Genomic DNA, 21,051 nt, shown 5'->3' on the forward strand with positions numbered 1-21,051 from the left:
AGAATTCCTTAAACTTCGATCTTTATCGTGGAGACGGCGAAGTCTCCGGAATTGCGGTTGGCGGGGGTCAATCCTGCTCTACAGCATGAACCCGTAGAACGGAATGATTTTTCCGACAAGATCATATCTGGATTCAAGGCGTTATAGCGACATATCCGGCTTCTTGGCCGGCAATACTGAAAGGCATTACGATATGGCGAAGGGACGAAACGGCGGTTCGCGGCGCAAGGATGGCGTATGGGACCCGCTGAAGAGCAGCTCGACCGACAGGCAGCGTGCCGAAGCCGTGCCGAAGACGCCGCAGACGATGTCGCCGGCCTACCGCCTTGCCTATGTCGACGAGGATTTCCTTTGCCGCGAGGAATTGCGGCCGATCCGCCTGCAGCTGGAGCTGCTGAAGACGGAGATGATGCTGACCGAACGCGGCATCAAGTCGACGGTCGTCATGTTCGGCGGCGCCCGCATTCCCGCCCCCGGCCAGAGCGCCTGGGCAGCCCGCAACGATATCCAGCGCGTCAACCTGGAGGCGGCCTCCGTCTATTATGACGAGGCGCGCAAATTCGCCCGGCTCTGCTCGAAATATTCTGCCACCTTGAATTTCCACGAATATGTCATCGTCACCGGCGGCGGCCCCGGCGTGATGGAGGCCGGCAATCGCGGCGCCGCCGACGAAGGCGCCCCGTCGATCGGCCTCAACATCGTGCTGCCGCACGAGCAGGCGCCGAACGTCTATGTGACGCCGGAGCTCAGTTTCAACTTCCACTATTTCGCCATCCGCAAGATGCATTTCATGGTGCGCGCCAAGGCGATCGCGGTCTTTCCCGGCGGCTTCGGCACGCTCGACGAATTCTTCGAATGCCTGACACTGATCCAGACCGGCCGCATGGAGCGCCTGCCGCTGATCCTCTTCGGCGAGACCTTCTGGCGAAGCATCATCAATTTCGATGCTTTGGCCGAATTCGGCACGATCGCGCCCGACGACGTCAAGCTGATCAGCTTCGTCGATACGGCCGAAGCCGCATGGAAGATCATCCAGGATTTCTACGAACACCGCGAATAAGGACAAGAAACGCGGCGTTTCGCCGAACCTCCCACTCTTTCCCCGCCGGAGCGGGGAAAGATATCGGTTTGTCCGGCCTTACAGAAGCGGCCGGTCCGGCATGTCGTCGATCGAGATGACGCCGTCCTTGTTGCGGTCCATCCGGGTGAACAGCTTGTCGATGGCGGCTTCGGCTTCCTGTTTGGAGATCTGGCCGTTCTGATCGGTGTCGACCCGGTGCATCATGATCGAGGCACGCATGATGTTGCCGCCATGGCGCATCCAGCGATGTCCGTCGCGACCCTCGTGGCCTTCGCGAGGCGGCCGTCCCTGGTCGTCATTGTCCGCCGTCTCGGCTGCGGCGTTCGCATCCTTGTTTTCCCCAGCCTCCTGCTTGCGCTGATCTCTCATCGCCTGCATCTGCGCTTTCTGGTACGCTTGGATTTCGCCCGGGGTCAGCGAGCCGTCATTATTGGTGTCGATCGCAGCGAAGACCTTGTCGATGCCGGCGGTCGCCTCGTCCTTGGAGATCTGTCCGTCCTTGTTGGTGTCGAACTGCTTGAGCATGCGGACATAGGTGATTTCGCGGAAGGCGGCAGGTCCCCCACCGTGCATGGGACCGTGCCTGCCGGGATGCTGACGCGGCCCGTCACCGGGTGCGGCATAGCCTGCTCCGGCGGCTGCGCCGAAGATGAGGGTGGAGGAAAGCGCTGCCAGTATCAGCTTGTTGCGGTACATCGTGTTTGCCTTTCGTAAGGTGTCCCCTCACGAAAGAAGCTACGGCAGCAGCCCCGAAAGACCCAGTTAAACATCGGTAAGCTAAGTGAAAACTTCGTAATCAATGCATGTCGCCCAAAACTGTGCAGCGGTTTTGGGACAACGACATGCATCAAATAAAGACTGGCTGTCAGCCGGTAATCTTGCCGAGGAAGGCGGCGAGGTCGTCGGTGACGAAATCGATATGATCCTCTTCGCCGCTGGTCTTTTCCCACCATTCGACGACCGTCTCTTCGAGATTGCGCGGCACCAGCAGCACGGTCTGCATGCCGAGCGCTTTGGGCACCGTCAGGTTGCGCGGCAGATCCTCGAACATGGCCGCCTTGCCGGTTTCGACGCGCTTCAACGCCGTGAACTTGTCGTAGGTCGCCTGCGCCGGCTTCGGCACGTAGTCGGCGGCGACGATGTCGAAGATATCGTCGAAATGCTCGAGAATGCCGAGCGCCTCCGCCGTCATTTCGGCATGCCTGACGCTGCCATTGGTGAAGATGAACTTGCGCCCCGGCAGCGCCTTGATCGCCTCGCCGAGTTCCGGCTGCGGCGTCAGCGCCGAATAGTCGATCGCATGCGCCTTTTCGAGGAAGTCGTTCGGGTCGATGCCGTGATGGATCATCAGGCCCTGCAGCGTCGTGCCGTGGTCGAGATAATATTGCTTCTGCAGCTTGCGCGCCTCTTCCCGCTCCATCTGCAGGAGCGCCGCGACATAGGCCGTCATGTTCTTGTCGATCTGCGCGAACAGATTGACATGATGCGGATAGAGCGTGTTGTCGAGGTCGAAGACCCAATCTGTGACGTGCGCGAAATCGGCTTTATCAGGTTTGCGGTCGATCTTTGTCATGGCGGTCTTATGGCACGGCTGTTCGCCCAAGGAAATCGACAAGAAGAAATAGACGCCCGATTTTCGGCGGACGGCCGCGGCCGAGGATGCTAGAAAGCCGGCATGCTTTTCGAACGCCCCGATGACGATACGCTTTATGACGCCCTGATCGCGCGCAGCGCCGATTATGAGGGCCAGGCCTATGTCTGCGTGAAGACGACGGGCATCTTCTGCCGGCTGACCTGCCCGGCACGCAAGCCGAAGCGGGAAAATACCATCTTTTTCGACACGATCGCCGCCTGCATGCATTCCGGCTTCCGCCCCTGCCGTCGTTGCAGGCCGCTGGAGCAGCCGGGCAGGGAGCCGATCGTCGACGCACTGCTGGCAGAGCTCGATCGCGCGCCGCAACTGCGCTGGAGCGAGGATGAACTCGTGCGCCGGGGTCACGATCCCTCGACCGTGCGCCGCGCCTTCAAACGGGCGCTCGGCATGACCTTCCACGATATCGTCCGCTATATCAGGCTCGGCGAGGCGGCGCGGCAACTGGCCGACGGCGCGCGTGTCATCGATGCGCAGCTCGATGCGGGATATCAATCCCCAAGTGGTTTTCGAGCGGCTTTTCAGCGGCTCATCGGCAAGGCGCCGGCGCTGTCGCAGAACCGCGAACTGCTTTTTGCCGACTGGTTCGACACGCCGCTCGGCCCGATGATCGCGGTTGCCGACAAGACGCACCTGCATCTCCTCGAATTTCATGACCGTAACGCGCTGCCGACCGAGCTCGAGGCGTTGCAAAAGCGCGTCCGCTCCTCGGTCGCAATCGGCCGCACGCCGGCGATCGACCAGATCGAGGCTGAGATCAGGGACTATTTCGAGGGGCGGCTGACGGTCTTCAAGACGCCGTTGGCGCTTGGCGGCACGGCCTTCGAAAAACATGTCTGGGCAAAGCTCATCGATATCCCTGCCGGCCAGACGCGCGCCTATGGCGATCTCGCAAGAGAGATGGAACGGCCGGAAGTGGTGCGCGCCGTCGGCCGTGCCAATGGCGCCAACCAGCTCGCCATCATCGTGCCATGCCATCGCGTCCTCGGCGCGGACGGATCGCTGACGGGATATGGCGGCGGACTATGGCGCAAGCAATGGCTTCTGCGGCATGAAGAGAAGATCAGAGTATAAGGGTGAGATGGAGGAGACAGCATGAACCAGAACGAAAAGGCCAAGGCATTCGGCGCATTGCATCGGAAGGGCGATCCGGTCGTTCTCTACAATATCTGGGATGCCGGGACGGCCAAGGCCGTTGCCGATGCCGGCGCCAAGGCGCTGGCGACGGGAAGCTGGTCGGTCGCCGCTGCCCATGGTTATGCCGATGGCGAGAAGTTGCCGATGTCGGTGCTGGTCGAGACCGCGAAATCCATCACCTCGGTCATCGACCTGCCGCTTTCGGTCGATTTCGAGGGCGCCTATTCGGCCGAGCCTGAGGGGGCTGCGGCCAATGTGGCAAAACTGGTGGAGGTCGGTGCGGTCGGCATCAATTTCGAGGATCAGGTGGTCGCCGGCAGCGGGCTCTATCCCATCGACAGGCAGGCGGCCCGCATCCGCGCCATTCGCGCCATGGCCGAAGCCAAAGGCATCGCTTTCTTCATCAACGCCCGCACCGACCTCTTCCTCGCCGAGAGCGATCTTGCCAAACATGCCGGTCTGGTGGATGAGGCGATCGAGCGCGGCAGGGCCTATGCGGCGGCCGGCGGCAGCGGCTTCTTCGTGCCGGGCCTGATCGATCCCGCCTTGATCGACAAGATCTGCGCGGCATCGCCGCTGCCGGTCAACGTCATGATGAGGACGGGCGCCCCTGACGTGAAAACGTTGGCTGGGCTCGGCGTCGGCCGCATCAGCTATGGTCCGGGGCCTTACCGGTCGATGATGGACAAGCTGAAGCAAGAAGCGGCGGCGATTTATAGCCAGCTTTGACGCCGATATCCCTGGCGATAGTCGCGAGATCAGGACGATGCGCCCTTCGCAGCGAAGGGCGCAAGCCTCGATCAGGGAACGATCAGCGTTCCGATGCCGTGCTCCGTGAAGATTTCGAGCAGCACGGAATGCGCGGTCTTGCCGTTCAGGATGACGACGCCCTGGACGCCGGCCTTGATCGCATCGATGCAGGTCTCGACCTTCGGGATCATGCCGCCTGAAATCGTGCCGTCGGCGATCAGCGCATGCGCCTCGGCGACGGAAAGCTCCTTGATGAGCTGGCCGTTCTTGTCGAGCACGCCGGGCACATCGGTCAGGAAAAGCAGCCGGGTGGCGTTCAGCGCGCCAGCGATGGCGCCGGCAAAAGTATCGGCATTGATATTGTAGGTCGCGCCGTCACGGCCGGGCGCCACCGGCGCGATGACCGGGATCATCTCGGAGCGGGCGAGCAGATCGAGCAGTGTGCGGTCGACCTCGACCACTTCGCCGACGAAGCCGAGATCGAGCACGCGCTCGATGTTCGAATCCGGATCCTTCACGGTCTTGCGTGCCTTTTCGGCGAAGACCATGTTGCCGTCCTTGCCGCAAAGGCCGATCGCCCATTCGCCGGTCTGGTTGATCAGCGCGACGATTTCCTTGTTGATCGAGCCGGCGAGCACCATCTCGACGATCTCGACCGTCTTCTGGTCGGTGACGCGAAGCCCGCCTTCGAATTTCGATTCGATGCCCATCTTGTTCAGCATGGCGCCGATCTGCGGGCCGCCGCCGTGAACGACGATCGGGTTGACGCCCGATTGCTTCAAGAGCGCGATGTCGCTGGCAAAGGCCTTGCCGAGCTCGGGATTGCCCATGGCGTGGCCGCCATATTTCACGACAATCGTCTTGTTCTCGTAACGCTGCATGAAGGGCAGCGCCTTGGCCAGAAGCCGTGCCTGCAGTTCGCTTTCGGTTTCGTTCATGGGAACCCCGCGGAATTGATCGCGGCCTTTTATCGCAAGTTTCTGACAGAGGGAATAATCCAGAGGGTAATAGTTTTTCGTATCTGGCGCGGAGCCGGAGCACTTCGCCGCCCGGCGCACGCAAGCTTGAGATGAGGAACGCCATGCAAGGCGATGAGATCGCAGACCTGATCGGCCGCGTCGCACTCGGCGACCGCAGGGCTTTCGTGGCCCTCTACAACCAGACCGGACCGAAACTTTTTGCGGTCTGCCTGCGTATCTTGAAGGATCGCACGGAAGCCGAAGAAGCCCTGCAGGAAGTCTATATCAGCATCTGGCAACGCGCTCGGAGCTTCCAGCCAGCCACGGGTTCGTCGTCGGCGTGGCTGGCCGCAATCGCCCGCAACCGGTCGATCGATGCGATGCGGGCGCGCAAGCCTGTCGCCGACGAACTCGACAGTGCCTACGATCTTGCCGATGCCGGACCCGACCCGGAAATGCAGACGGTGACGAAGGATGAAGGAAGGCGGATTGACACCTGCATGGAAGAGTTGGAAGCTGATCGTGCGGTCGCGGTGAAACGGGCTTATGTCGAAGGGCTGAGCTATCAGGAACTGGCCGATCAGTTTGGTGTCCCGCTGAACACGATGCGGACCTGGCTCAGGCGCAGCCTCTTGAAACTGAGAGAGTGCATGGAACGATGACATCGCCCGACAAAAGCAAGGGAGACCGCTCCCGCGACGAGGTTCTCGCCGGCGAATATGTGCTTGGCGTCCTGTCGCTGCAGGACCGCCGGGTGGTGGAAGAGCGCATGCGCCACGATCGGCCTTTCGCGGCGATCGTCAGCCGCTGGGAAACCAATCTTTCCGCCTTCAATGACGAGTATGAAGGTGTTGCTCCGAACCGGGAAACCTTCAAGCAGATCGAGGCGCGGCTTTTCGGCGATAGCCAAAAGGCCGCATCCTTTTCGCATGGGCTCTGGAATTCCGCCGTTTTCTGGCGCTCGCTGAGCTTTGCTTGCGTCATCGTCGCCGTCAGTGCCGTCATCTTCGCCTCCGGCGTGGTGCCGCAGCCGCAGGGACCGGCGCCTTTGGTGGCGTCGCTTTCGGGCCAGAACAGCACCATCAATCTTCTTGCCTCCTATGAGCTGCAGAGCGGCCGGCTGAAGATCGTGCCGGTCGCCGCCGGCAAGCCGGAAGAGAAGTCGCTGGAACTCTGGCTGGTGCCGGGCAGCGGCCTGCCGAAATCGCTCGGCGTCTTCCAGCCGGGCGAAAGCGGCGAACTGGTCATTCCCGCCGATCTGCGCAGCCATATCGCCGATGGTGCAACGCTCGCCGTCAGCCTCGAACCCTTCGGCGGCTCGCCGACCGGCCAGGCGACCGGCCCGGTGATCGCAAGCGGACCCCTGCACCGGCCGTAAAATCACGCCGGCCGTAAAAATCATTTTCTCCTGTCTGAAACTCTTCGGCGCGGACCGTCGTAGTTCGAAATGTCCGGACGACGCTCAGGCATAAAGCCGGCGGATGGGGTCCGGTGAGGAGAAAATCATGATCAAGTCCGTATTGTGCGGCTTCGCGCTCGCCACCGCCATGTCGGCTGTCGCCTTTGCTGCCGCCAAGAACCCGATGGTCGGCGGTGCTGCAATGTTCGACAGCAAGAACATCATCGAGAACGCCGTAAATTCCAAGGATCACACGACGCTGGTCGCAGCCGTCAAGGCCGCCGGCCTCGTCGGCACGCTCGAGGGCAAGGGTCCCTTCACCGTCTTCGCGCCGACCAACGAAGCTTTCGCCGCCCTGCCGAAGGGTACCGTCGAAACGCTGCTGAAGCCGGAAAACAAGGCGACGCTCACCAAGGTTCTGACCTGCCACGTCGTTGCCGCCGATGCGATGGCCAAGACCGTTGCCAAGATGATCAAGGATGACGGCGGCGAGCACGACATCAAGACCGTCGGCGGCTGCGTGCTGAAAGCCCGCGAAAGCAAGGGCAAGATCACGCTGACCGATGAAAACGGCGGCGTTTCCCATGTGACCATCGCCGACGTCAAACAGTCGAACGGCGTTATCCACGTCGTCGACAAGGTGCTGCTGCCGAAGATGTAAGTCTCGTATCGGCGAAGGCATGGGGCGCTGTTGAGGCGCCCCTAACGCAAATTGACGAGGTGGCTATTGGGCCGCTTTCGCTCTCGGGAAGACGAGGGAGACACTCATGCCGGTGCCAGGGGACGAGCTTACTTCAACCTCGGCGCGGGCATTCTGTTTCAGCGACTGTACGATCATCGCGCTCAGTTTTCCCGCCTGCGGCCAGGTCACATCTTGGGGAAGGCCGACGCCGTTATCAGCAACGGTGATCCTGCACCCGGTATCGCTGACGACACAGCGGAGCGTGATTTCGCCGCCATCACGCCCCACGAAGGCATGCTTCAGCGTATTGGTGAGGAGTTCGTTGATGACGAGGCCGGCCGGCATGGCGACATCGACCGAAACCGGCCAGGTATCGACCTTCATGTCCAGCCGGATCCCTTCCACCGCGTGGGCCGCCATCACCGAGGCGGCAATCTGGCTGACATAGGTGCCAAGATCGACAGTGGCGCCTTTCTCTTCGTCTGACAGCGAGCGATAGAGCAGGGCCAAGGCTTCAATCCGCCCGGCAAGCCGCGCAAACCTCTCGCTTTCCTCATTCTGTTGAGCATTGCGCGCCTCCATTCGGATGAGTGCCGTGATCATCTGAAGATTGTTCTTCACGCGATGCTGAAGTTCCCGCAGAAGGACATCTTTCTCCGTCAGCAGTTCGCTGAAGCTCTCAGCGGCCGTCGCCTCATTGCGGGCAGCAAAGGCCACCAATCGGAAGAGTGGCGTGTCATCATCGTCGACGATCGTATTCGACCAGACATCGACAATGACGGTGCTCTCGGGTTCGGCCACCAGCGAGAAGGCGCCAATATAATCCTCCGCAGTTGTCACAGCGGCCGTGAGCGACGCCTCTCCGGAGACAGCGGTGGAGTTCAGTTTAATTTCCGGCCAAGGTTTTCCCTGGACCTCGATTGCCTCAAGCGCCGTCAGCCGTTCGAATTCGAGGTTGACGTAAATCAGCGGCTCGTCGCCACTGAGTTCTGAGACAGCCACGGCGAATGGCACATGATCGAGAAAGTGTCGAAACCGGTCGTCATCAAGGGCTTCGGCAAGATGGGGCAAGTTGCCGACACCTTCCGGCGAAATCGGCTGGTCTTTGCTATCGGTCATCAAATCTTACTCTTGGACGCGGCTGCTCCCGCACAACAGGAGAACTAGGGTTGCTTTAAAACCTGCGGGGACGCAAGCGTTGATCGGCGGCACGTCCGCCGATTGCCGGCCACAGGGTGATTTAAGCCCGGTCATAGGTAAATGACGTCAGCAGGGTCGTGACGAAATTGCTCGCCCTTTCCTTGACCAGCACTTCCGTCCATTCATCTGTCCCGCGCAGCCGCAAATCCGTGTAGATGCTGTCGACGGCCGCTTCTTCGATACGCTTGATATGGGTCCTGAACGACGCTTCGCCGCCGCCGTGATACATGTCTCTGATCACCATGCGCAGGATCTCCTGAATGGCGATCTGCCAGGCGGTATTGATCGATTGAAGTTCGTTCGCAGTCTCTGCCATTGACGCTTCCTTGGTGCGAGTGAATGCCAGCACGCCTTCGGCCATGCTGCAGCGCGCGATCTGCAAGCCCGTCATTTCAGACGCAATCGCGAGCCTTGTCGATCGGGTTGTGATCTCAGCGGGCCCTGGCGCGTTTGGCAATGAGGGCCGAGGTTGCTGACACCCGGTCACTCTGTTCCCTCGCAAGCCGGGCTTCCCGAAGCCGCAACGTCTTCGCCTGTTGCGATTGGGCGTCGGATTCAAGCTCTTCGGCCGCCTGGTTCTTCGCGAAGAATTGGGTCTGGACGTTGCCGAAGGCAATCTCCGCCCGCTGGCGAGATTTGCTGTATGTCTCAGTCATGTTGGCTCCGATATTGGAGGGCTCGACGCGCGAGCGAAAACAAAAAAGGCCAGGCAAATCGCCTGGCCTTGGATTGATAACGTGCTTCCGGCAGTGCCAGTACATCCGTGGTCACAGGGAAGCAGATACCGATTTAAGCGTTCTGGAGATTGCAGGCGGACATCTTGCCCGACTTGTTGTCTCGCTCGAGATCGAAGCCGATCTTCTGGCCTTCGACGAGTTCGCGCATTCCGGCGCGCTCGACGGCGGAGATGTGAACGAAGGCGTCATCGCCGCCATTGTCAGGCTGAATGAAGCCGAAGCCTTTGGTGGAGTTGAACCATTTAACTGTGCCAGTGGCCATGATGATGAACCCTTTCATAGCAATATTGAAGAACCGCAACGCCAAGGCGATGCGGATGATGATAGCGATTTTTGAAAGGAAGTTCGTTCAGAGCGCGGTGCCAATCGCGCGATAACCAAGCCAGCAAGCAAAATTCGATGCTCGCTATCTAGCTCATCACGCTTGCGTCGTCAACCGTTAGTTTTCCTACTGCGCCGCCTTCAACTTATGGGTGCCGCGGAGACCTTTACACCAAACAGGGCTCCGCGTCCGGGGCGCGTGCGCCTTCTACTTCCAGCGGGCGATGCCGACGGTTTCGCCAATCGCCTGGCGCAGATCGTCCAACCCATCGCCCTTTTCCGAGGAGGTGGAGAGCACGCCGGGATAGGCGGCCGGGCGCTTGCGGATCTTGTCGGCTGTTTCGGCCAGCAGCTTCGGCACGCCGGCCGCCTTGATCTTGTCGGTCTTGGTCAGCACGATCTGGTAGGAGACGGCAGCCTTGTCGAGCAGGTCGAGCACGTCGTCGTCGTTCTTCTTGATGCCGTGGCGGCTGTCGATCAGCACGTAGACGCGCTTCAGCGTCGCGCGGCCGCGCAGATAATCGAAAACCAGCTTGGTCCACTTGTCGACCTGCTCCTTCGGCGCCTGCGCATAACCATAGCCCGGCATGTCGACGATCGCCATCGGCGGCAGGTCGCCGCCTTCGCCGGAATAGCCGTCGGGAACGAAATAGTTGAGTTCCTGCGTGCGTCCCGGCGTGTTCGAGGTGCGCGCCAGGCCCTTCTGGCCGACCAGTGCGTTGATCAGCGAGGATTTGCCGACATTCGAGCGCCCGGCGAAGGCTACCTCCAGCGGCCCTTCCGGCGGCAGGAAGTTCAGGGACGGCACGCCGCGGATGAAGATCCATGGGTGGCCGAAGAGCGGCTTTTCGGTGTCGGGCATGCGGGCTCTGCAATCTCTGGGTTGGGTGTCTTACCGGGCTTCATGGTTTTGCGGGCAGATGTCAAGCTTTAGAGGCGGCTTGCAGGGTCTTACCTGCGCCCGTCCACCGACGCCCGGAAAAGAAAAGCCCCGCCGGAGCGGGGCTTGGCAGGCGTCATTTCGACGGCGCTTCTTTTCGTCGGAACAGACCCTTCAGATTGTCGAAGAGCTCGACCTTGACGCCGTGGCGCCTCATGATCACCGACTGCTGCAGCACCGAGAGCGTGTTGTTCCAGGCCCAGTAGATGACGAGGCCGGCCGGGAAGCTTGCCAGCATGAACATGAACACCAGCGGCATCCAGTTGAAGATCATCGCCTGGGTCGGATCGGGCGGGGTCGGATTCATGCGCATCTGCACGAACATGGTGATGCCCATGATCAGCGGCCAGACGCCGAGATGCAGCAAGGTCGGGGCCTCGAAGGGCAGCAGGCCGAACAGATTGACGATCGTCGTCGGATCGGGCGCCGAAAGATCCTTGATCCAGCCGAAGAAGGGCGCATGCCGCATCTCGATGGTGATGTAGATCACCTTGTAGAGCGAGAAGAAGATCGGGATCTGCAGCGCCACCGGCCAGCAGCCGGCGATCGGATTGATCTTCTCGTCCTTGTAGAGCTGCATCGTCGCCTGCTGCAGCCCCATGCGGTCGTCGGCGAATTTCGCCTTCAACTCCTCCATCTTCGGCTGCATGCGCTTCATGTTGGCCATCGAAGCATATTGCTTGCTGGCGAGCGGGAAGAACAGGAGCTTGACGACGATGGTGGTGCACAGGATCGCCACGCCGAAATTGCCGAAGTAGCGGAAGAAGAAGTCCATCAGCTTGAACATCGGCTTGGTGATGAAATAGAACCAGCCCCAGTCGATCAGACGGTCAAACTTCGGGATCGAGTAGCTCGCCTCATAGCCGTCGATGACGGGCACTTCCTTGGCACCGGCAAAGACGAGGTTCTTCAGCTCGATCGATTGGCCCGGCGCAACGGTGAAGGCATCTTCCTTGTAGTCGGCCTGATAGCGCGGCTGACCGTCGGGAAAATGCGAGAAGCTTGCCTCATAGGGGCTGGTCTGCGGCGGAACGATCGTCGCGGCCCAGTATTTGTCGGTGATGCCGAGCCAGCCGCCGGTGGATTTGGCCGGCTTCACGGCTTCCTTCTCGGCGGCGGTATATTTGGTTTCCACCAGGCCGTCGTCGCCGATGACGCCGATGAAGCCTTCATGCAGGACGTAGACCGACGGCGTCGTCGGCTTGTTGTAGCGCGTGACGCGGCCGTAGGAATTGAGCGAGGCGGGCGCCTGGCCGGCATTCTGGATCTTGTCGGCGACGGTGAACATGTAGCGTTCGTCGACGGAGATGGTGCGGGTGAAGGTCAGGCCCTTGTCGTTCGTATAGGTCAGCGTCACCGGCGTCTTTTCGGTGAGCTTGGCGCCCTCAGGTGCGGTCCAGAGCGTCGAGGGGCCGGGAACGCTGCCCGTCGCATCGCTGCCGATATAGCCGAGTTCGGTGAAATAGCCGTCCTTGGTTTCGGCCGGGCTGAACAGCGTGATGATCGGGCTCGAGTCGTCGACGGTCTCGTGATAGCCCTTGAGCTTCAGATCGTCGAGGCGGGCGCCGGCAAGGTTGATCGAACCGGAAAGTGCCGGGGTATCGATGACAATGCGCGGCGACTTCTGCAGCGCTTGCTCGAGCGTCGCCGTCGCGGCCGCCTGGCTGGAAGGGGCCGCACCGCTCGGCTGGGCCGGCGCCTGACCGCTTGCTGCGGGCTGCTGCGCCTGCTCGGTCTGCTGCTGCGCCTTCTGGGCTTCCTGCGCCTTGCGCTGGGTCTCGATGCGCGGATTCATATAGAGAAACTGCCAGCCGAGGACGATCAGCACCGAGAGAGCGATCGCAATGAAGTAATTGCGGTTGTTTTCCATCATACGTTCCTGGGGCGTCCGTCTCCGGAGCGCCGGTGTTTCGGCCTGGTTTCCACGCGGGATTTCAGTTCCGCGGCCAATTCTTTGAAGGACGCCTGAAGCACGTCCCTGCGCGCGACAACCACATAGTCGTGTCCGGGCTGCATTGCAAACCCCGCATGAAGCCGCACCGCCTCTTTCAGGCGGCGGCGCATACGGTTCCGTTCGACCGCGTTGCCATGTTTTTTGGTGACTGTAAAACCGACACGGGCTTGGCTGTCGGGTTCCTTCCGGTCGAGGACTTCGAGAAGGAAGAGGCCGCCCCGGCGTTTTTCGCCCTCGCGCGCGGCAAGAAACTGCGGGCGGCTCTTCAGCCGCCCGACAGTGTGTTTCTTCTCACTGGTCGTCAATTCGCCCGCCATCTCTTACCGGGCAATCCGGCCTTAAGCCGAAAGACGCTTGCGGCCCTGCGCGCGGCGGGCAGCGATGACCTTGCGGCCACCCTTCGTGGACATGCGCGCACGGAAGCCGTGGCGACGCTTGCGAACAAGCTTGGATGGTTGGTAGGTACGCTTCATTTATTTGAATACCGCGGAGTGCGGCCCTTCTTGAATTTGCATAATGCAAGGAGCGTTGTTTTTCGAACGGGCGAGCCAAAAAGGCTGAGTGACCGGACGTGCGGCGGCTTATACGGATGAAGCCTCAGAAAGTCAATTATACCCGATAATTTCACTTTGCGCCGTCGGCCCGAAGTAATTTTCGCACTCTGGTGTTAAGAATTTCCGCTTGCTCCGAGCGGTTGTAATTTGGTGCCGCAAGCGATCGATAAGCCTGGTTTGCAGGGGGTTACGTCCCGCGACCGCGTCCAACAGGGATAATTTTCCCTCGGCATAATCGTAAATATTGGAAATCTAACTTTAATAAATGTCGCCGATATTCAGCGCATGGGCTGGAATTTGCTTTCCAGGCAGTGGCGTAGCTAGGAGGGCATTGCATTGAAGATCCGTGGCAAAATTAATCTGCTGGTGTGCGTGATGGGCGCGGTCGCGCTTCTGATCGGCGCAACGGCATTGTCCGCGATGCACGAATACAGTCGCAACCTGACGGCTTACGAACAGGCCGCCACCCGCGCCTATGCCGGCGAACGTCTCAACCGTTTCGTGACGGCCGTGGTGATGGAATCGCGCGGCATTTATGCCGCCAAGACGATCAAGGATACGCCGAATTTTGCCAAGGGCCTGCTGGCCGGCCTCGACGAGATCGACAAGGTCATCGCGGGCTGGGCGCCGCTCGTTCCCGAGGATGAGAAGGACAGTTTTGCCAAGCTTGTCGCCCGCGCTGCGGAATTCCGCACCTTCCGCGCGGAAACGGCCCGCCTCGGTACCGAGGTCGGCCCCGAGGCCGCCAGCCAACAGGGCAACAATGAGGCCAACCGCGCCAACCGCAAGGCGTTCCAGGCGGAAATCGACGCGGTCGTCGCCATCGACAAGGCCGCGCTGCAGACCGTCAACGCCGAGATCGAAAGCTTCCGCTCCTGGGTGCTGATGCTCGTCCTCAGCATCACCGGCATCGGCATTTCGGCCGGCATCGGCATGGGCTTCTACATCGGCACCAGCCATCTGAGCCGCCCGATCAAGCGCGTCACCCATGCGATCAAGGAGGTTGCCGACGGCAATTTCGAGGCCGAGGTTCCTTTCGCCGGACGCCAGGATGAAATCGGCGAGATGGCCGCAGCGGTCGCCGTCTTCAAGGCGAACGGCCTTGCCATCAAGCGCCTGAACGCTCAGGAGGCGGCGATGCGCGCCAAGAGCGACGACCTGCAGTCGAGCATGTCCGTCGTCGTGGCTGCGGCCGCGGCCGGCGATTTCGGCCACCGCATCGATAAGGACTACGAGGACGAGAACCTCAACCAGTTCGCCGGCAACATCAACACGCTGCTGGCGAGCGTCGATGCCGGCATCGGCGAGACCCGCCGCGTCATCGCAAGCCTTGCCGAAGGCGACCTCACCCAGACGATGCGCGGCAGCTTCCAGGGCGCCTTCGCCGAATTGCAGCAGAACGTCAACAATACCTTCGTCACCCTGCAGGCGACGATGCGCGAAGTGCGCGAGACGACGGAAGCGATGAACAGCAACACCGCCGAACTGCGCAATGCCAGCGACGACCTGTCGAAGCGCACCGAGCAGCAGGCGGCTGCCCTCGAACAGACTTCGGCCGCCCTCGATGAGATCACCGCTGTCGTCCAGAATTCCACCGAGCGGGCGCATGAAGCAACCATCATGGTGTCCGAAGCCAAGGAGAATGCCGGCCGCTCCGGCGTCGTCGTGCGCAATGCCGTCGAGGCCATGGGCCGCATCGAGCAGGCGTCGCGCGAAATCAGCCAGATCATCAACGTCATCGACGAGATCGCCTTCCAGACCAACCTGCTGGCGCTGAATGCCGGCGTCGAGGCCGCCCGCGCCGGCGAGGCCGGAAAGGGCTTCGCGGTGGTCGCCCAGGAAGTGCGCGAACTGGCCCAGCGTTCGGCAACCGCGGCCAAGGACATCAAGGCGCTGATCACCAAGTCGGGCGATGAGGTGCAGGTCGGCGTCAAGCTGGTGCAGGCGACCGGCGAGGCGCTCGCCGAAATTGGCACCCGCGTCATCGCCATCAACGACCATATCCATTCGATCGCGACAGCCGCGACCGAACAGTCGACCGGCCTCAAGGAAGTCAATACCGCCGTCAATCAGATGGACCAGGTAACCCAGCAGAATGCCGCGATGGTCGAAGAGACCTCCGCCGCCACGCACAGGCTGTCGGCCGAAGCCGATGGGCTGGTGAGCCTCATTGCCCGCTTCAAACTGTCGGACGGTGCGCCGGCGCCTGTGGCGCTCGTCCGCAACGAGCCGCACCGGCCCGTCGCCTCGCCTGCCCGCCGGGCGATCGCCAAGGTCGCCCGCGCTTTCGGCGGCAACGCGGCGCCCGCCGAACAGAGCTGGGAAGAGTTCTAAGCTTTACTGATCACGCGCCTTTCAACGCCGCCTCCGGGCGGCGTTGGTTTTTTCTGCCCGGCCCGCGCCGGGCAAAGACCCCGCCCCAAACCCCTCCCCACAAGGGGGAGGGGCTTAACCTGTCGCACCGCGCTTCCCACTTCGTCGTTTCACCCGCGGAAAGGCTGATATTTGCCGCGTGGGCGCCGCAAATTAGTCCCCCCCTTTTGTGGGGAGGGGTTGGGGGGCCTTCCTTCTCCAAGCTGGACGTGACGCTGCTCGCAAAGATTTGAAAGCGGAGCATCTTGGTCTAATATAAAGCTCCAGCGGTAAGGGCGGCGCAAATGCTGCCGATCGGGCGAGACACGAATGCCGATGAAAGACCAGGGTGACAATCCTTCGGCGGAGACCCCGGCGGCCGGCGAGGCTGCGAGGGCGCCGTGCCCGTCTGCCCGCATGTTCGGCGGGCTCTCCGGCAAGCTGCTCTGGCTCACCGTCTTCTTCATCATGCTCGCCGAAATCCTGATCTTCTTCCCCTCGGTTGCCAGCATGCGCATACGCTGGCTGGAAGACAGGCTGAACACGGCCGCCGCCGCCGCCATCGTCATCGACGGGCTGCAGCCGGTCGAGCTGCCGCGGGCACTGCAGAAGGAAACGCTGGAGGCAACCGGCACCAAGGCGATCGTGCTGCGCAAGGACGGCACCTCGCGGCTGCTGGCGACCACCGATATGCCGACCTCCGTCGATGAAGCCTATGATCTCACCGACGTGCCGCCAATGACGGCGATACGCGATGCGCTCGACACGCTGATCTTCGGCGGCAGCAGGATGATCCGCGTCTATGGCCCCGTCGGCGACACCAACACCGGCGTCGAGGTGGTGATGAGGGACAGGCAGTTGCGCACGGCGATGTTCGCCTATTCCCGCAACGTCCTCCTTCTGTCGGTGCTGATCTCCGTCTTCACTGCGACGCTGATCTTCTTTGCGATCAACCGCATCCTGATCGGCCCGATCCGCCGGCTGACCGGCAGCATGCAGCAATTCTCCTCCGATCCGGAAAACCCGGCCCATATCTATATCGGCGACGGCGGCCGCGACGAACTGGCGGTCGCCGGCCGCAACCTCACCTCGATGCAGATGGAGCTGCAGAAGACGCTGAAGCAGCAGAAGAACCTTGCCGCTCTCGGCCTTGCCGTCTCCAAGATCAATCACGACATGCGCAATATCCTGGCGTCGGCGCAGCTTATGTCGGACCGTCTCGTCGATGTCGACGATCCGATGGTCAAGAGCTTCGCTCCGAAGCTGCTGCGCACCATCGACCGCGCCGTCGGCTATACCACCGAGGTGCTGTCTTACGGCAAGGCGAGCGAATCGGCGCCGCGCCGCCGCCATATCCTGCTTTTGGAACTGACCCAGGAGGTCAAGGACATACTGGCGATCGATCCGCAGAGCGGCATCGAATTCGTCGAGCAGATCGGCGCCGAGCTCAAGGTCGATGCCGATGGTGAACAGCTCTTCCGCGTCATCCACAATCTCTGCCGCAACGCGCTGCAGGCGCTGACCGCGCCGGGCGAGGGCGCCCCGGGTACCTTGAGGCGCATCACCGTCGCCGCCCAGCGCGTCGGCAGCGTCGTCAGCATCACGGTCGACGATACCGGTCCGGGCATGCCGCTGAAGGCCCGCCAAAACCTCTTTGCCGCCTTCCGCGGTTCCGCCCGCTCCGGCGGCACGGGCCTCGGCCTCACCATCGCCCGCGAGCTGGTGCTGGCCCATGGCGGCACGATCGCGCTGGTGGAAAAGCCGACGGTCGGCACCCAGTTCCGCATCGAGATCCCCGATCGCCCGGTTTCGCTGGAGGATTACCGCAGCCGGACGCATTTGGAAAAGTGACCTCGCCCGGCAAGGCGCTGCTGCGAACAGGCAAAGACGCGATTTTTTCAGAAATGCTCTTGCATTGTCCCGAAGGACGTTTTAGAGGATCGCCACGCAAGCGGCACCGCCGCATTTTGCACGCACCCGTAGCTCAGCTGGATAGAGCACCAGACTACGAATCTGGGGGTCAGGAGTTCGAATCTCTTCGGGTGCGCCATTCTTCCCAATTACTTAGCCCAGAGCCGCAGGCTCCCAGTATGACTGGGTGCACACGGGCGGCATCATGTGCCAGAACCCTTGGCTTCATTCCTCCGGCTTCGATCGCAGCGTCGACGAACGCCTGCCGCGCCCCGGTCGGCCAGTCTTTGACCAACGCTCATGTTGCGGCCTGGGTCGCCTGAATAACCACCCACTGATCCGGGCCCTCAAGGGCGATTCATCCGGCGTGGCGTGCGGCATGGCCGAGATGCTCTTCTCGATCAGCGAACTGTTGGTATGTGCATTTCGAAAGGGGGTTGGTGCCGCTGTTTTACGCGCTTATGCGCTTCTTAAAATTCCTGAACGAATTCACACGCCAGCAAGGTTTTGCCTGGCAGGGCGTTGCCTTGGCGGGCAATGATGGAGACCTTTCCGGGTCCGGCCATTCCCGGTTCCGGCTGCAGATCTGCCGGCAGCTCGCGCGAATAGCCCTTGGTGGATGTCCCCAGCAGGTCCGAGGTCTCGCGCTTCAAGCCGTATTTTGCGGCCAGATCGTCGGCGCGTTCACCTTCGACCAATATTCCAACCGCGTTGCTTGCAAAGAAAACCTCGGTCGACTTAAAGCCGTCGCGGACTATCTGGTTCGGGAGTTTGTAGATCGCCGCACCCAGAGACGACGTGTCCGGCTTGGCCAAAGCTTCCACGACATCATAGATCTTCATTGCCGATGTCATCGTATAGGGTGGATTGCAAAGGGCTGCGTCAAAGAACTTGTCATTGGCCGACTCGGCCAGAGCCTCGCCGGCGTGGAATGCCGCAAAAGCGACGCATGCGGAGAAGCCAGCGTGGCGAATAAATTTGGCGTTGTGCATGGATCATTCCCGAGAAAGTGGCTGTAGCGGATTCGTGTGTTGCGAGTTCGAATGCCTAGGGGATTCGAAGCAACTATGCTACCCCAAGTTTAATCTCTGGGCTCCACTCTTCTCTTCCGTCTGGCCGTTCGCATGGGTAGGATGAGTGGCATCGGGCGTGGAGACGGAAATCGCAGCGCCGATCCAGAGGCAAGAGAGGCAATGATCGCAGCCTATATCGATGAAATCATCATGTTTTGCGCCGGCCTGTGGATGGCGTCCGTCGGCTTTGGTTATCTGCCCTTTCCCGGCAATCCGGCCAGCCGGCCGCCGGTGGTCCGCCACTTCAAGTGGATGGGTCCCCTGCTGCTTGCCATCGCCATCATTCTGGCCGCCGCCTCATAGGCTCATCCGCAATGAACGATATGTTGGCCTGCCCGTCCTGCGGATCGGATAAAACCGAATCGATCGTCCATGGCGGTTCGTACATTCTTCGATGCGCCGCCTGCGGCGAAGCAATCGTCGCCACATCATTCATGGCGATGCTCGACTCGGATCACCGGTGTTCAGCCTTTATCGATCCGGGTCCCGGAAAACGTCCTGCGCTAGATATGTTCATCGCCAGTGGACCGCTCCGGTTGATCGCAACGGCAATCAATGCCGCGGCGAGGGATGGGACTCTGATACGCCTGATCCCCGAAGCACAGGATTGAAGTCCCTCGCCGGTTCCCCCGTTTCTTTGCCGTTAGCGACCGACCCAGCGGCTGAGATGAAGGGCAGCTGATCAGGGCGCGGCCGATGATGCCGCTGGCAAGGCGGACGACACAGGCGGCACCCTCATGGGCGTACCCGGACAAGAATCTTGGCCCCGGGAACCTTCAACTGCTCCGCCAGCGCTTCCAAATCTTTCCTATCTGTTCCTGTCAGGACAATGCGGCCATCCATGATCGGCTCCCTCATCCAGGGTTCCATGACGACCTTGTCGTTGATCAGCATCTGCGTTTGTCGCCCCAATGCCGCCTGGGTGAAATCGCGGAATTCGGCAGCGCCTTCCGGGGTGAGCTCGATATTCAGTCCGTGGTCGTAGGACCCGGGGGACAGGGTTACCTCTGCGCTCTTCACCTCAAGCGAGACAGGCGCAATCGCCTTGGCCCCGTCATCATCTGCGGCAACGGTCGTATCTTGTGATGCCGTTGGCGGGGCAGGAGGTGTCGAAAGTTCATCCAGGATGCCCGGCCCGGTCTTGGCCGATGGCAGCGGCTCGATGCCCAAATCAGGCGTCTGCAAGTCTTTTGCCGTGAGCACGGCAGGCAGCGGCAGCTTGGCCGGCATGTCCTCGCGTTGGATATGGGTATATGTGCGAAACGTTGCCCCTCCTGTCGTAACGGTCACGATCTCCGATGCTTCGAGCGTCGAGCCATCGTTCAGGGACACCACGAACTCGACGCTTCGGTTCTTGCTGGCGCGTTTTACGGAAGCCAGTTGATCGGCGGTCAGGCTCTTTGCCCGCTCGGCAAAGCTGCTCATCAAATTTGCGATCACCGGCTGCTGCGATTGGCTGAGCGCTGCGGCGTCGGCTTCCTCCGAGAGGGAAAGGGTTGCCGTGCCTGCGGTTGCGTCTGTGGATTTCAGGGTCCAGGTCGAGGTCACCGGGACGTTGATGCCGCCATAGTCCTCGTCTCGGGATACCACTGAGGCCCGTCCCATTTCCATCGTCTCCGCCTGATAGGATTGCCCTGTGGCAAGCAGTTGCGCCTCCGGCACCAGGGCGGCAACAATCAGCAGAGGGTTCGCCTCTATCTTGTTGATGATGTCATAGCCCCCGCTTTCCCGTGCCGCGGAGCCGCCGGCTGCGGGAGCGCCGCCGGCGGCCATCTCCCGCATATGCGCCACGATCTGATCGGCATCGGAGAGAGTGCGCGGGTTGCCGTTCAGGTCGGTTTCGAATTCGAGCGTGGCGGTGCCATAGGCTGTGAGGGAAGTCCGATAGAGCAGGTTCATCTGATAACTATCGGCAAGGCCAGCGGTGCCTTCCGGCAAATCGGCGCTGAGGGACCAGCGGACCCGCATGCCGTCTTCATCCCGCGACAGCATCGTCATACGCTGGCGAAACGCGCCGCGCATCGTCATGGCCGAGGCGCCTGGCTTGTCGAACCAGAACGACATATCGGTCTCAGTTGCTTTTTGAACGCGGTAGCTGCGCTCGACGCCCGTCGCCGGCGCGTAGCCCGGGATCTCGATGCCGTCGGCGGACCATGCTGGATGGGAGAGTGTGAGGCACAGGAAAAACCAGACAAAACTCTTCCTGTACAATGACGTCATGCTGGCAAGGCCTCTGAACATTGAAGGTTGCGGCATCTTCCGGCTGCCGGTAGCGAGCATATTTGCCGATGAAGAGGATGGGTAGTACCCCTGTCGCAATAATCGTTTTGCGCGAAGCCGCTTCAGGTTT

The 21,051-nt window shown here is 61.2% G+C and carries 23 protein-coding genes and 1 tRNA gene; 11 read left to right on the forward strand and 13 right to left on the reverse strand.

The genetic code is table 11. The features are described 5' to 3' along the window. Positions 1-193: 193 nt before the first annotated feature. Positions 194-1,060, forward strand: a complete 867-nt coding sequence (locus NE851_RS12180) for an LOG family protein (RefSeq protein ID WP_025603433.1) — start codon at positions 194-196, stop codon at positions 1,058-1,060. Between the two features lie 78 nt (positions 1,061-1,138). On the opposite strand, the gene NE851_RS12185 is transcribed toward NE851_RS12180, so the two are convergent. Together NE851_RS12185 and NE851_RS12190 are read right to left on the reverse strand one after the other, a co-directional pair. Further along, positions 1,139-1,777 (reverse strand): EF-hand domain-containing protein, encoded by a 639-nt coding sequence (locus NE851_RS12185; protein WP_025554967.1) that lies wholly within the window; start codon positions 1,775-1,777, stop codon positions 1,139-1,141. 169 nt (positions 1,778-1,946) lie between these two features. Beyond that, positions 1,947-2,654, reverse strand: a complete 708-nt coding sequence (locus NE851_RS12190) for a pyrimidine 5'-nucleotidase (RefSeq protein WP_047617147.1) — start codon at positions 2,652-2,654, stop codon at positions 1,947-1,949. A 102-nt stretch (positions 2,655-2,756) separates the two neighbouring features. Here NE851_RS12190 and NE851_RS12195 point away from each other — a divergent pair, with 102 nt between their 5' ends. Further along, complete coding sequence (locus tag NE851_RS12195) at positions 2,757-3,806, forward strand: bifunctional transcriptional activator/DNA repair enzyme AdaA (protein WP_254960673.1); 1,050 nt, start codon at positions 2,757-2,759, stop codon at positions 3,804-3,806. Between the two features lie 21 nt (positions 3,807-3,827). Continuing rightward, positions 3,828-4,598 carry an isocitrate lyase/PEP mutase family protein gene (locus tag NE851_RS12200; RefSeq protein WP_047617144.1) on the forward strand — a complete coding sequence of 257 codons (771 nt, stop codon included), beginning with the start codon at positions 3,828-3,830 and terminating at the stop codon, positions 4,596-4,598. A 71-nt stretch (positions 4,599-4,669) separates the two neighbouring features. Here NE851_RS12200 and argB read toward each other — a convergent pair whose 3' ends face one another. Beyond that, the gene (argB, locus tag NE851_RS12205) at positions 4,670-5,557 is read right to left on the reverse strand and encodes an acetylglutamate kinase (protein WP_025554810.1); all 888 of its coding nucleotides are present in this window, start codon (positions 5,555-5,557) and stop codon (positions 4,670-4,672) included. 143 nt (positions 5,558-5,700) lie between these two features. Here argB and NE851_RS12210 point away from each other — a divergent pair, with 143 nt between their 5' ends. From NE851_RS12210 to NE851_RS12220, 3 genes are all read left to right on the forward strand, one after another. Continuing rightward, positions 5,701-6,240, forward strand: a complete 540-nt coding sequence (locus tag NE851_RS12210) for a sigma-70 family RNA polymerase sigma factor (protein WP_183906162.1) — start codon at positions 5,701-5,703, stop codon at positions 6,238-6,240. After that, positions 6,237-6,956, forward strand: coding sequence for an anti-sigma factor (locus NE851_RS12215; protein ID WP_028755462.1), 720 nt, complete (start codon positions 6,237-6,239; stop codon positions 6,954-6,956). The genes NE851_RS12210 and NE851_RS12215 overlap by 4 nt, the downstream gene beginning before the upstream one ends. Before the next feature lie 127 nt (positions 6,957-7,083). Continuing rightward, positions 7,084-7,638 carry a fasciclin domain-containing protein gene (locus NE851_RS12220; RefSeq protein ID WP_254960677.1) on the forward strand — a complete coding sequence of 185 codons (555 nt, stop codon included), beginning with the start codon at positions 7,084-7,086 and terminating at the stop codon, positions 7,636-7,638. A gap of 63 nt (positions 7,639-7,701) precedes the next feature. Here the strand turns inward: NE851_RS12220 and NE851_RS12225 are convergent, their stop codons facing one another. From NE851_RS12225 to rpmH, 8 genes are all read right to left on the reverse strand, one after another. Further along, positions 7,702-8,778 (reverse strand): sensor histidine kinase, encoded by a 1,077-nt coding sequence (locus NE851_RS12225; protein WP_254960679.1) that lies wholly within the window; start codon positions 8,776-8,778, stop codon positions 7,702-7,704. Positions 8,779-8,899: 121 nt separating this feature from the next. Beyond that, a complete protein-coding gene (locus NE851_RS12230; protein ID WP_024323874.1) occupies positions 8,900-9,175 on the reverse strand; it encodes a hypothetical protein in 276 nt (91 codons plus the stop codon). A 115-nt stretch (positions 9,176-9,290) separates the two neighbouring features. After that, entirely contained in the window at positions 9,291-9,515 is a 225-nt protein-coding gene (locus NE851_RS12235; protein ID WP_003556111.1) for a hypothetical protein, read from the reverse strand. Positions 9,516-9,648: 133 nt separating this feature from the next. Further along, on the reverse strand, positions 9,649-9,858 hold the full coding sequence (locus NE851_RS12240) for a cold-shock protein (RefSeq protein ID WP_003545000.1): 210 nt from the start codon (positions 9,856-9,858) through the stop codon (positions 9,649-9,651). A gap of 267 nt (positions 9,859-10,125) precedes the next feature. Further along, entirely contained in the window at positions 10,126-10,779 is a 654-nt protein-coding gene (gene yihA / locus NE851_RS12245; protein WP_028755459.1) for a ribosome biogenesis GTP-binding protein YihA/YsxC, read from the reverse strand. A gap of 154 nt (positions 10,780-10,933) precedes the next feature. Continuing rightward, the gene (gene yidC, locus NE851_RS12250) at positions 10,934-12,727 is read right to left on the reverse strand and encodes a membrane protein insertase YidC (protein WP_132573679.1); all 1,794 of its coding nucleotides are present in this window, start codon (positions 12,725-12,727) and stop codon (positions 10,934-10,936) included. Then, on the reverse strand, positions 12,727-13,128 hold the full coding sequence (rnpA, locus tag NE851_RS12255; RefSeq protein ID WP_028755457.1) for a ribonuclease P protein component: 402 nt from the start codon (positions 13,126-13,128) through the stop codon (positions 12,727-12,729). Before rnpA ends, yidC begins: the two co-directional genes overlap by 1 nt. A 21-nt stretch (positions 13,129-13,149) precedes the next feature. After that, positions 13,150-13,284 carry a 50S ribosomal protein L34 gene (gene rpmH, locus NE851_RS12260; RefSeq protein WP_008524438.1) on the reverse strand — a complete coding sequence of 45 codons (135 nt, stop codon included), beginning with the start codon at positions 13,282-13,284 and terminating at the stop codon, positions 13,150-13,152. Between the two features lie 417 nt (positions 13,285-13,701). Here rpmH and NE851_RS12265 point away from each other — a divergent pair, with 417 nt between their 5' ends. The 3 genes from NE851_RS12265 to NE851_RS12275 all read left to right on the forward strand — a co-directional run bounded on the left by NE851_RS12265 (position 13,702) and on the right by NE851_RS12275 (position 17,767). Next, the gene (locus NE851_RS12265) at positions 13,702-15,699 is read left to right on the forward strand and encodes a methyl-accepting chemotaxis protein (protein WP_254960689.1); all 1,998 of its coding nucleotides are present in this window, start codon (positions 13,702-13,704) and stop codon (positions 15,697-15,699) included. Positions 15,700-16,047: 348 nt separating this feature from the next. Further along, positions 16,048-17,568: an ATP-binding protein gene (locus tag NE851_RS12270; protein WP_028755455.1), complete on the forward strand. Its 1,521-nt coding sequence runs from the start codon at positions 16,048-16,050 to the stop codon at positions 17,566-17,568. Positions 17,569-17,690: 122 nt separating this feature from the next. After that, positions 17,691-17,767 (forward strand) — tRNA-Arg (locus NE851_RS12275). Positions 17,768-18,098: 331 nt separating this feature from the next. Here the strand turns inward: NE851_RS12275 and NE851_RS12285 are convergent. Next, positions 18,099-18,620 carry a hypothetical protein gene (locus NE851_RS12285; protein WP_047617132.1) on the reverse strand — a complete coding sequence of 174 codons (522 nt, stop codon included), beginning with the start codon at positions 18,618-18,620 and terminating at the stop codon, positions 18,099-18,101. A 201-nt stretch (positions 18,621-18,821) separates the two neighbouring features. Between NE851_RS12285 and NE851_RS12290 the strand changes: the two genes are divergently transcribed. Together NE851_RS12290 and NE851_RS12295 are read left to right on the forward strand one after the other, a co-directional pair. Next, positions 18,822-19,004 carry a hypothetical protein gene (locus tag NE851_RS12290; protein WP_047617130.1) on the forward strand — a complete coding sequence of 61 codons (183 nt, stop codon included), beginning with the start codon at positions 18,822-18,824 and terminating at the stop codon, positions 19,002-19,004. A gap of 11 nt (positions 19,005-19,015) precedes the next feature. Further along, positions 19,016-19,312, forward strand: coding sequence for a hypothetical protein (locus NE851_RS12295; protein ID WP_132573673.1), 297 nt, complete (start codon positions 19,016-19,018; stop codon positions 19,310-19,312). Positions 19,313-19,436: 124 nt separating this feature from the next. Here the strand turns inward: NE851_RS12295 and NE851_RS12300 are convergent, their stop codons facing one another. Then, a complete protein-coding gene (locus tag NE851_RS12300) occupies positions 19,437-20,921 on the reverse strand; it encodes a SecDF P1 head subdomain-containing protein (protein WP_254960693.1) in 1,485 nt (494 codons plus the stop codon). Between the last annotated feature and the right edge of the window lie 130 nt (positions 20,922-21,051).

The sequence above is a fragment of the Rhizobium anhuiense bv. trifolii genome, from assembly GCF_024346605.1.
GTDB classification, from domain to species: Bacteria; Pseudomonadota; Alphaproteobacteria; order Rhizobiales; family Rhizobiaceae; genus Rhizobium; species Rhizobium anhuiense.

Bases quoted from the DNA above. Each gene is read 5' to 3' on its own strand.
- NE851_RS12180 (WP_025603433.1), top strand. From the start codon at position 194: ATGGCGAAGGGACGAAACGGCGGTTCGCGGCGCAAGGATGGCGTATGG.
- NE851_RS12225 (WP_254960679.1), bottom strand. From the start codon at position 8,778: ATGACCGATAGCAAAGACCAGCCGATTTCGCCGGAAGGTGTCGGCAAC.
- NE851_RS12235 (WP_003556111.1), bottom strand. From the start codon at position 9,515: ATGACTGAGACATACAGCAAATCTCGCCAGCGGGCGGAGATTGCCTTC.
- NE851_RS12190 (WP_047617147.1), bottom strand. From the start codon at position 2,654: ATGACAAAGATCGACCGCAAACCTGATAAAGCCGATTTCGCGCACGTC.
- yihA (WP_028755459.1), bottom strand. From the start codon at position 10,779: ATGCCCGACACCGAAAAGCCGCTCTTCGGCCACCCATGGATCTTCATC.
- NE851_RS12230 (WP_024323874.1), bottom strand. From the start codon at position 9,175: ATGGCAGAGACTGCGAACGAACTTCAATCGATCAATACCGCCTGGCAG.
- argB (WP_025554810.1), bottom strand. From the start codon at position 5,557: ATGAACGAAACCGAAAGCGAACTGCAGGCACGGCTTCTGGCCAAGGCG.
- yidC (WP_132573679.1), bottom strand. From the start codon at position 12,727: ATGGAAAACAACCGCAATTACTTCATTGCGATCGCTCTCTCGGTGCTG.
- NE851_RS12240 (WP_003545000.1), bottom strand. From the start codon at position 9,858: ATGGCCACTGGCACAGTTAAATGGTTCAACTCCACCAAAGGCTTCGGC.
- rnpA (WP_028755457.1), bottom strand. From the start codon at position 13,128: ATGGCGGGCGAATTGACGACCAGTGAGAAGAAACACACTGTCGGGCGG.
- NE851_RS12295 (WP_132573673.1), top strand. From the start codon at position 19,016: ATGAACGATATGTTGGCCTGCCCGTCCTGCGGATCGGATAAAACCGAA.
- NE851_RS12185 (WP_025554967.1), bottom strand. From the start codon at position 1,777: ATGTACCGCAACAAGCTGATACTGGCAGCGCTTTCCTCCACCCTCATC.
- NE851_RS12195 (WP_254960673.1), top strand. From the start codon at position 2,757: ATGCTTTTCGAACGCCCCGATGACGATACGCTTTATGACGCCCTGATC.
- NE851_RS12300 (WP_254960693.1), bottom strand. From the start codon at position 20,921: ATGACGTCATTGTACAGGAAGAGTTTTGTCTGGTTTTTCCTGTGCCTC.
- NE851_RS12220 (WP_254960677.1), top strand. From the start codon at position 7,084: ATGATCAAGTCCGTATTGTGCGGCTTCGCGCTCGCCACCGCCATGTCG.
- rpmH (WP_008524438.1), bottom strand. From the start codon at position 13,284: ATGAAGCGTACCTACCAACCATCCAAGCTTGTTCGCAAGCGTCGCCAC.
- NE851_RS12285 (WP_047617132.1), bottom strand. From the start codon at position 18,620: ATGCACAACGCCAAATTTATTCGCCACGCTGGCTTCTCCGCATGCGTC.
- NE851_RS12290 (WP_047617130.1), top strand. From the start codon at position 18,822: ATGATCGCAGCCTATATCGATGAAATCATCATGTTTTGCGCCGGCCTG.
- NE851_RS12270 (WP_028755455.1), top strand. From the start codon at position 16,048: ATGCCGATGAAAGACCAGGGTGACAATCCTTCGGCGGAGACCCCGGCG.
- NE851_RS12215 (WP_028755462.1), top strand. From the start codon at position 6,237: ATGACATCGCCCGACAAAAGCAAGGGAGACCGCTCCCGCGACGAGGTT.
- NE851_RS12210 (WP_183906162.1), top strand. From the start codon at position 5,701: ATGCAAGGCGATGAGATCGCAGACCTGATCGGCCGCGTCGCACTCGGC.
- NE851_RS12200 (WP_047617144.1), top strand. From the start codon at position 3,828: ATGAACCAGAACGAAAAGGCCAAGGCATTCGGCGCATTGCATCGGAAG.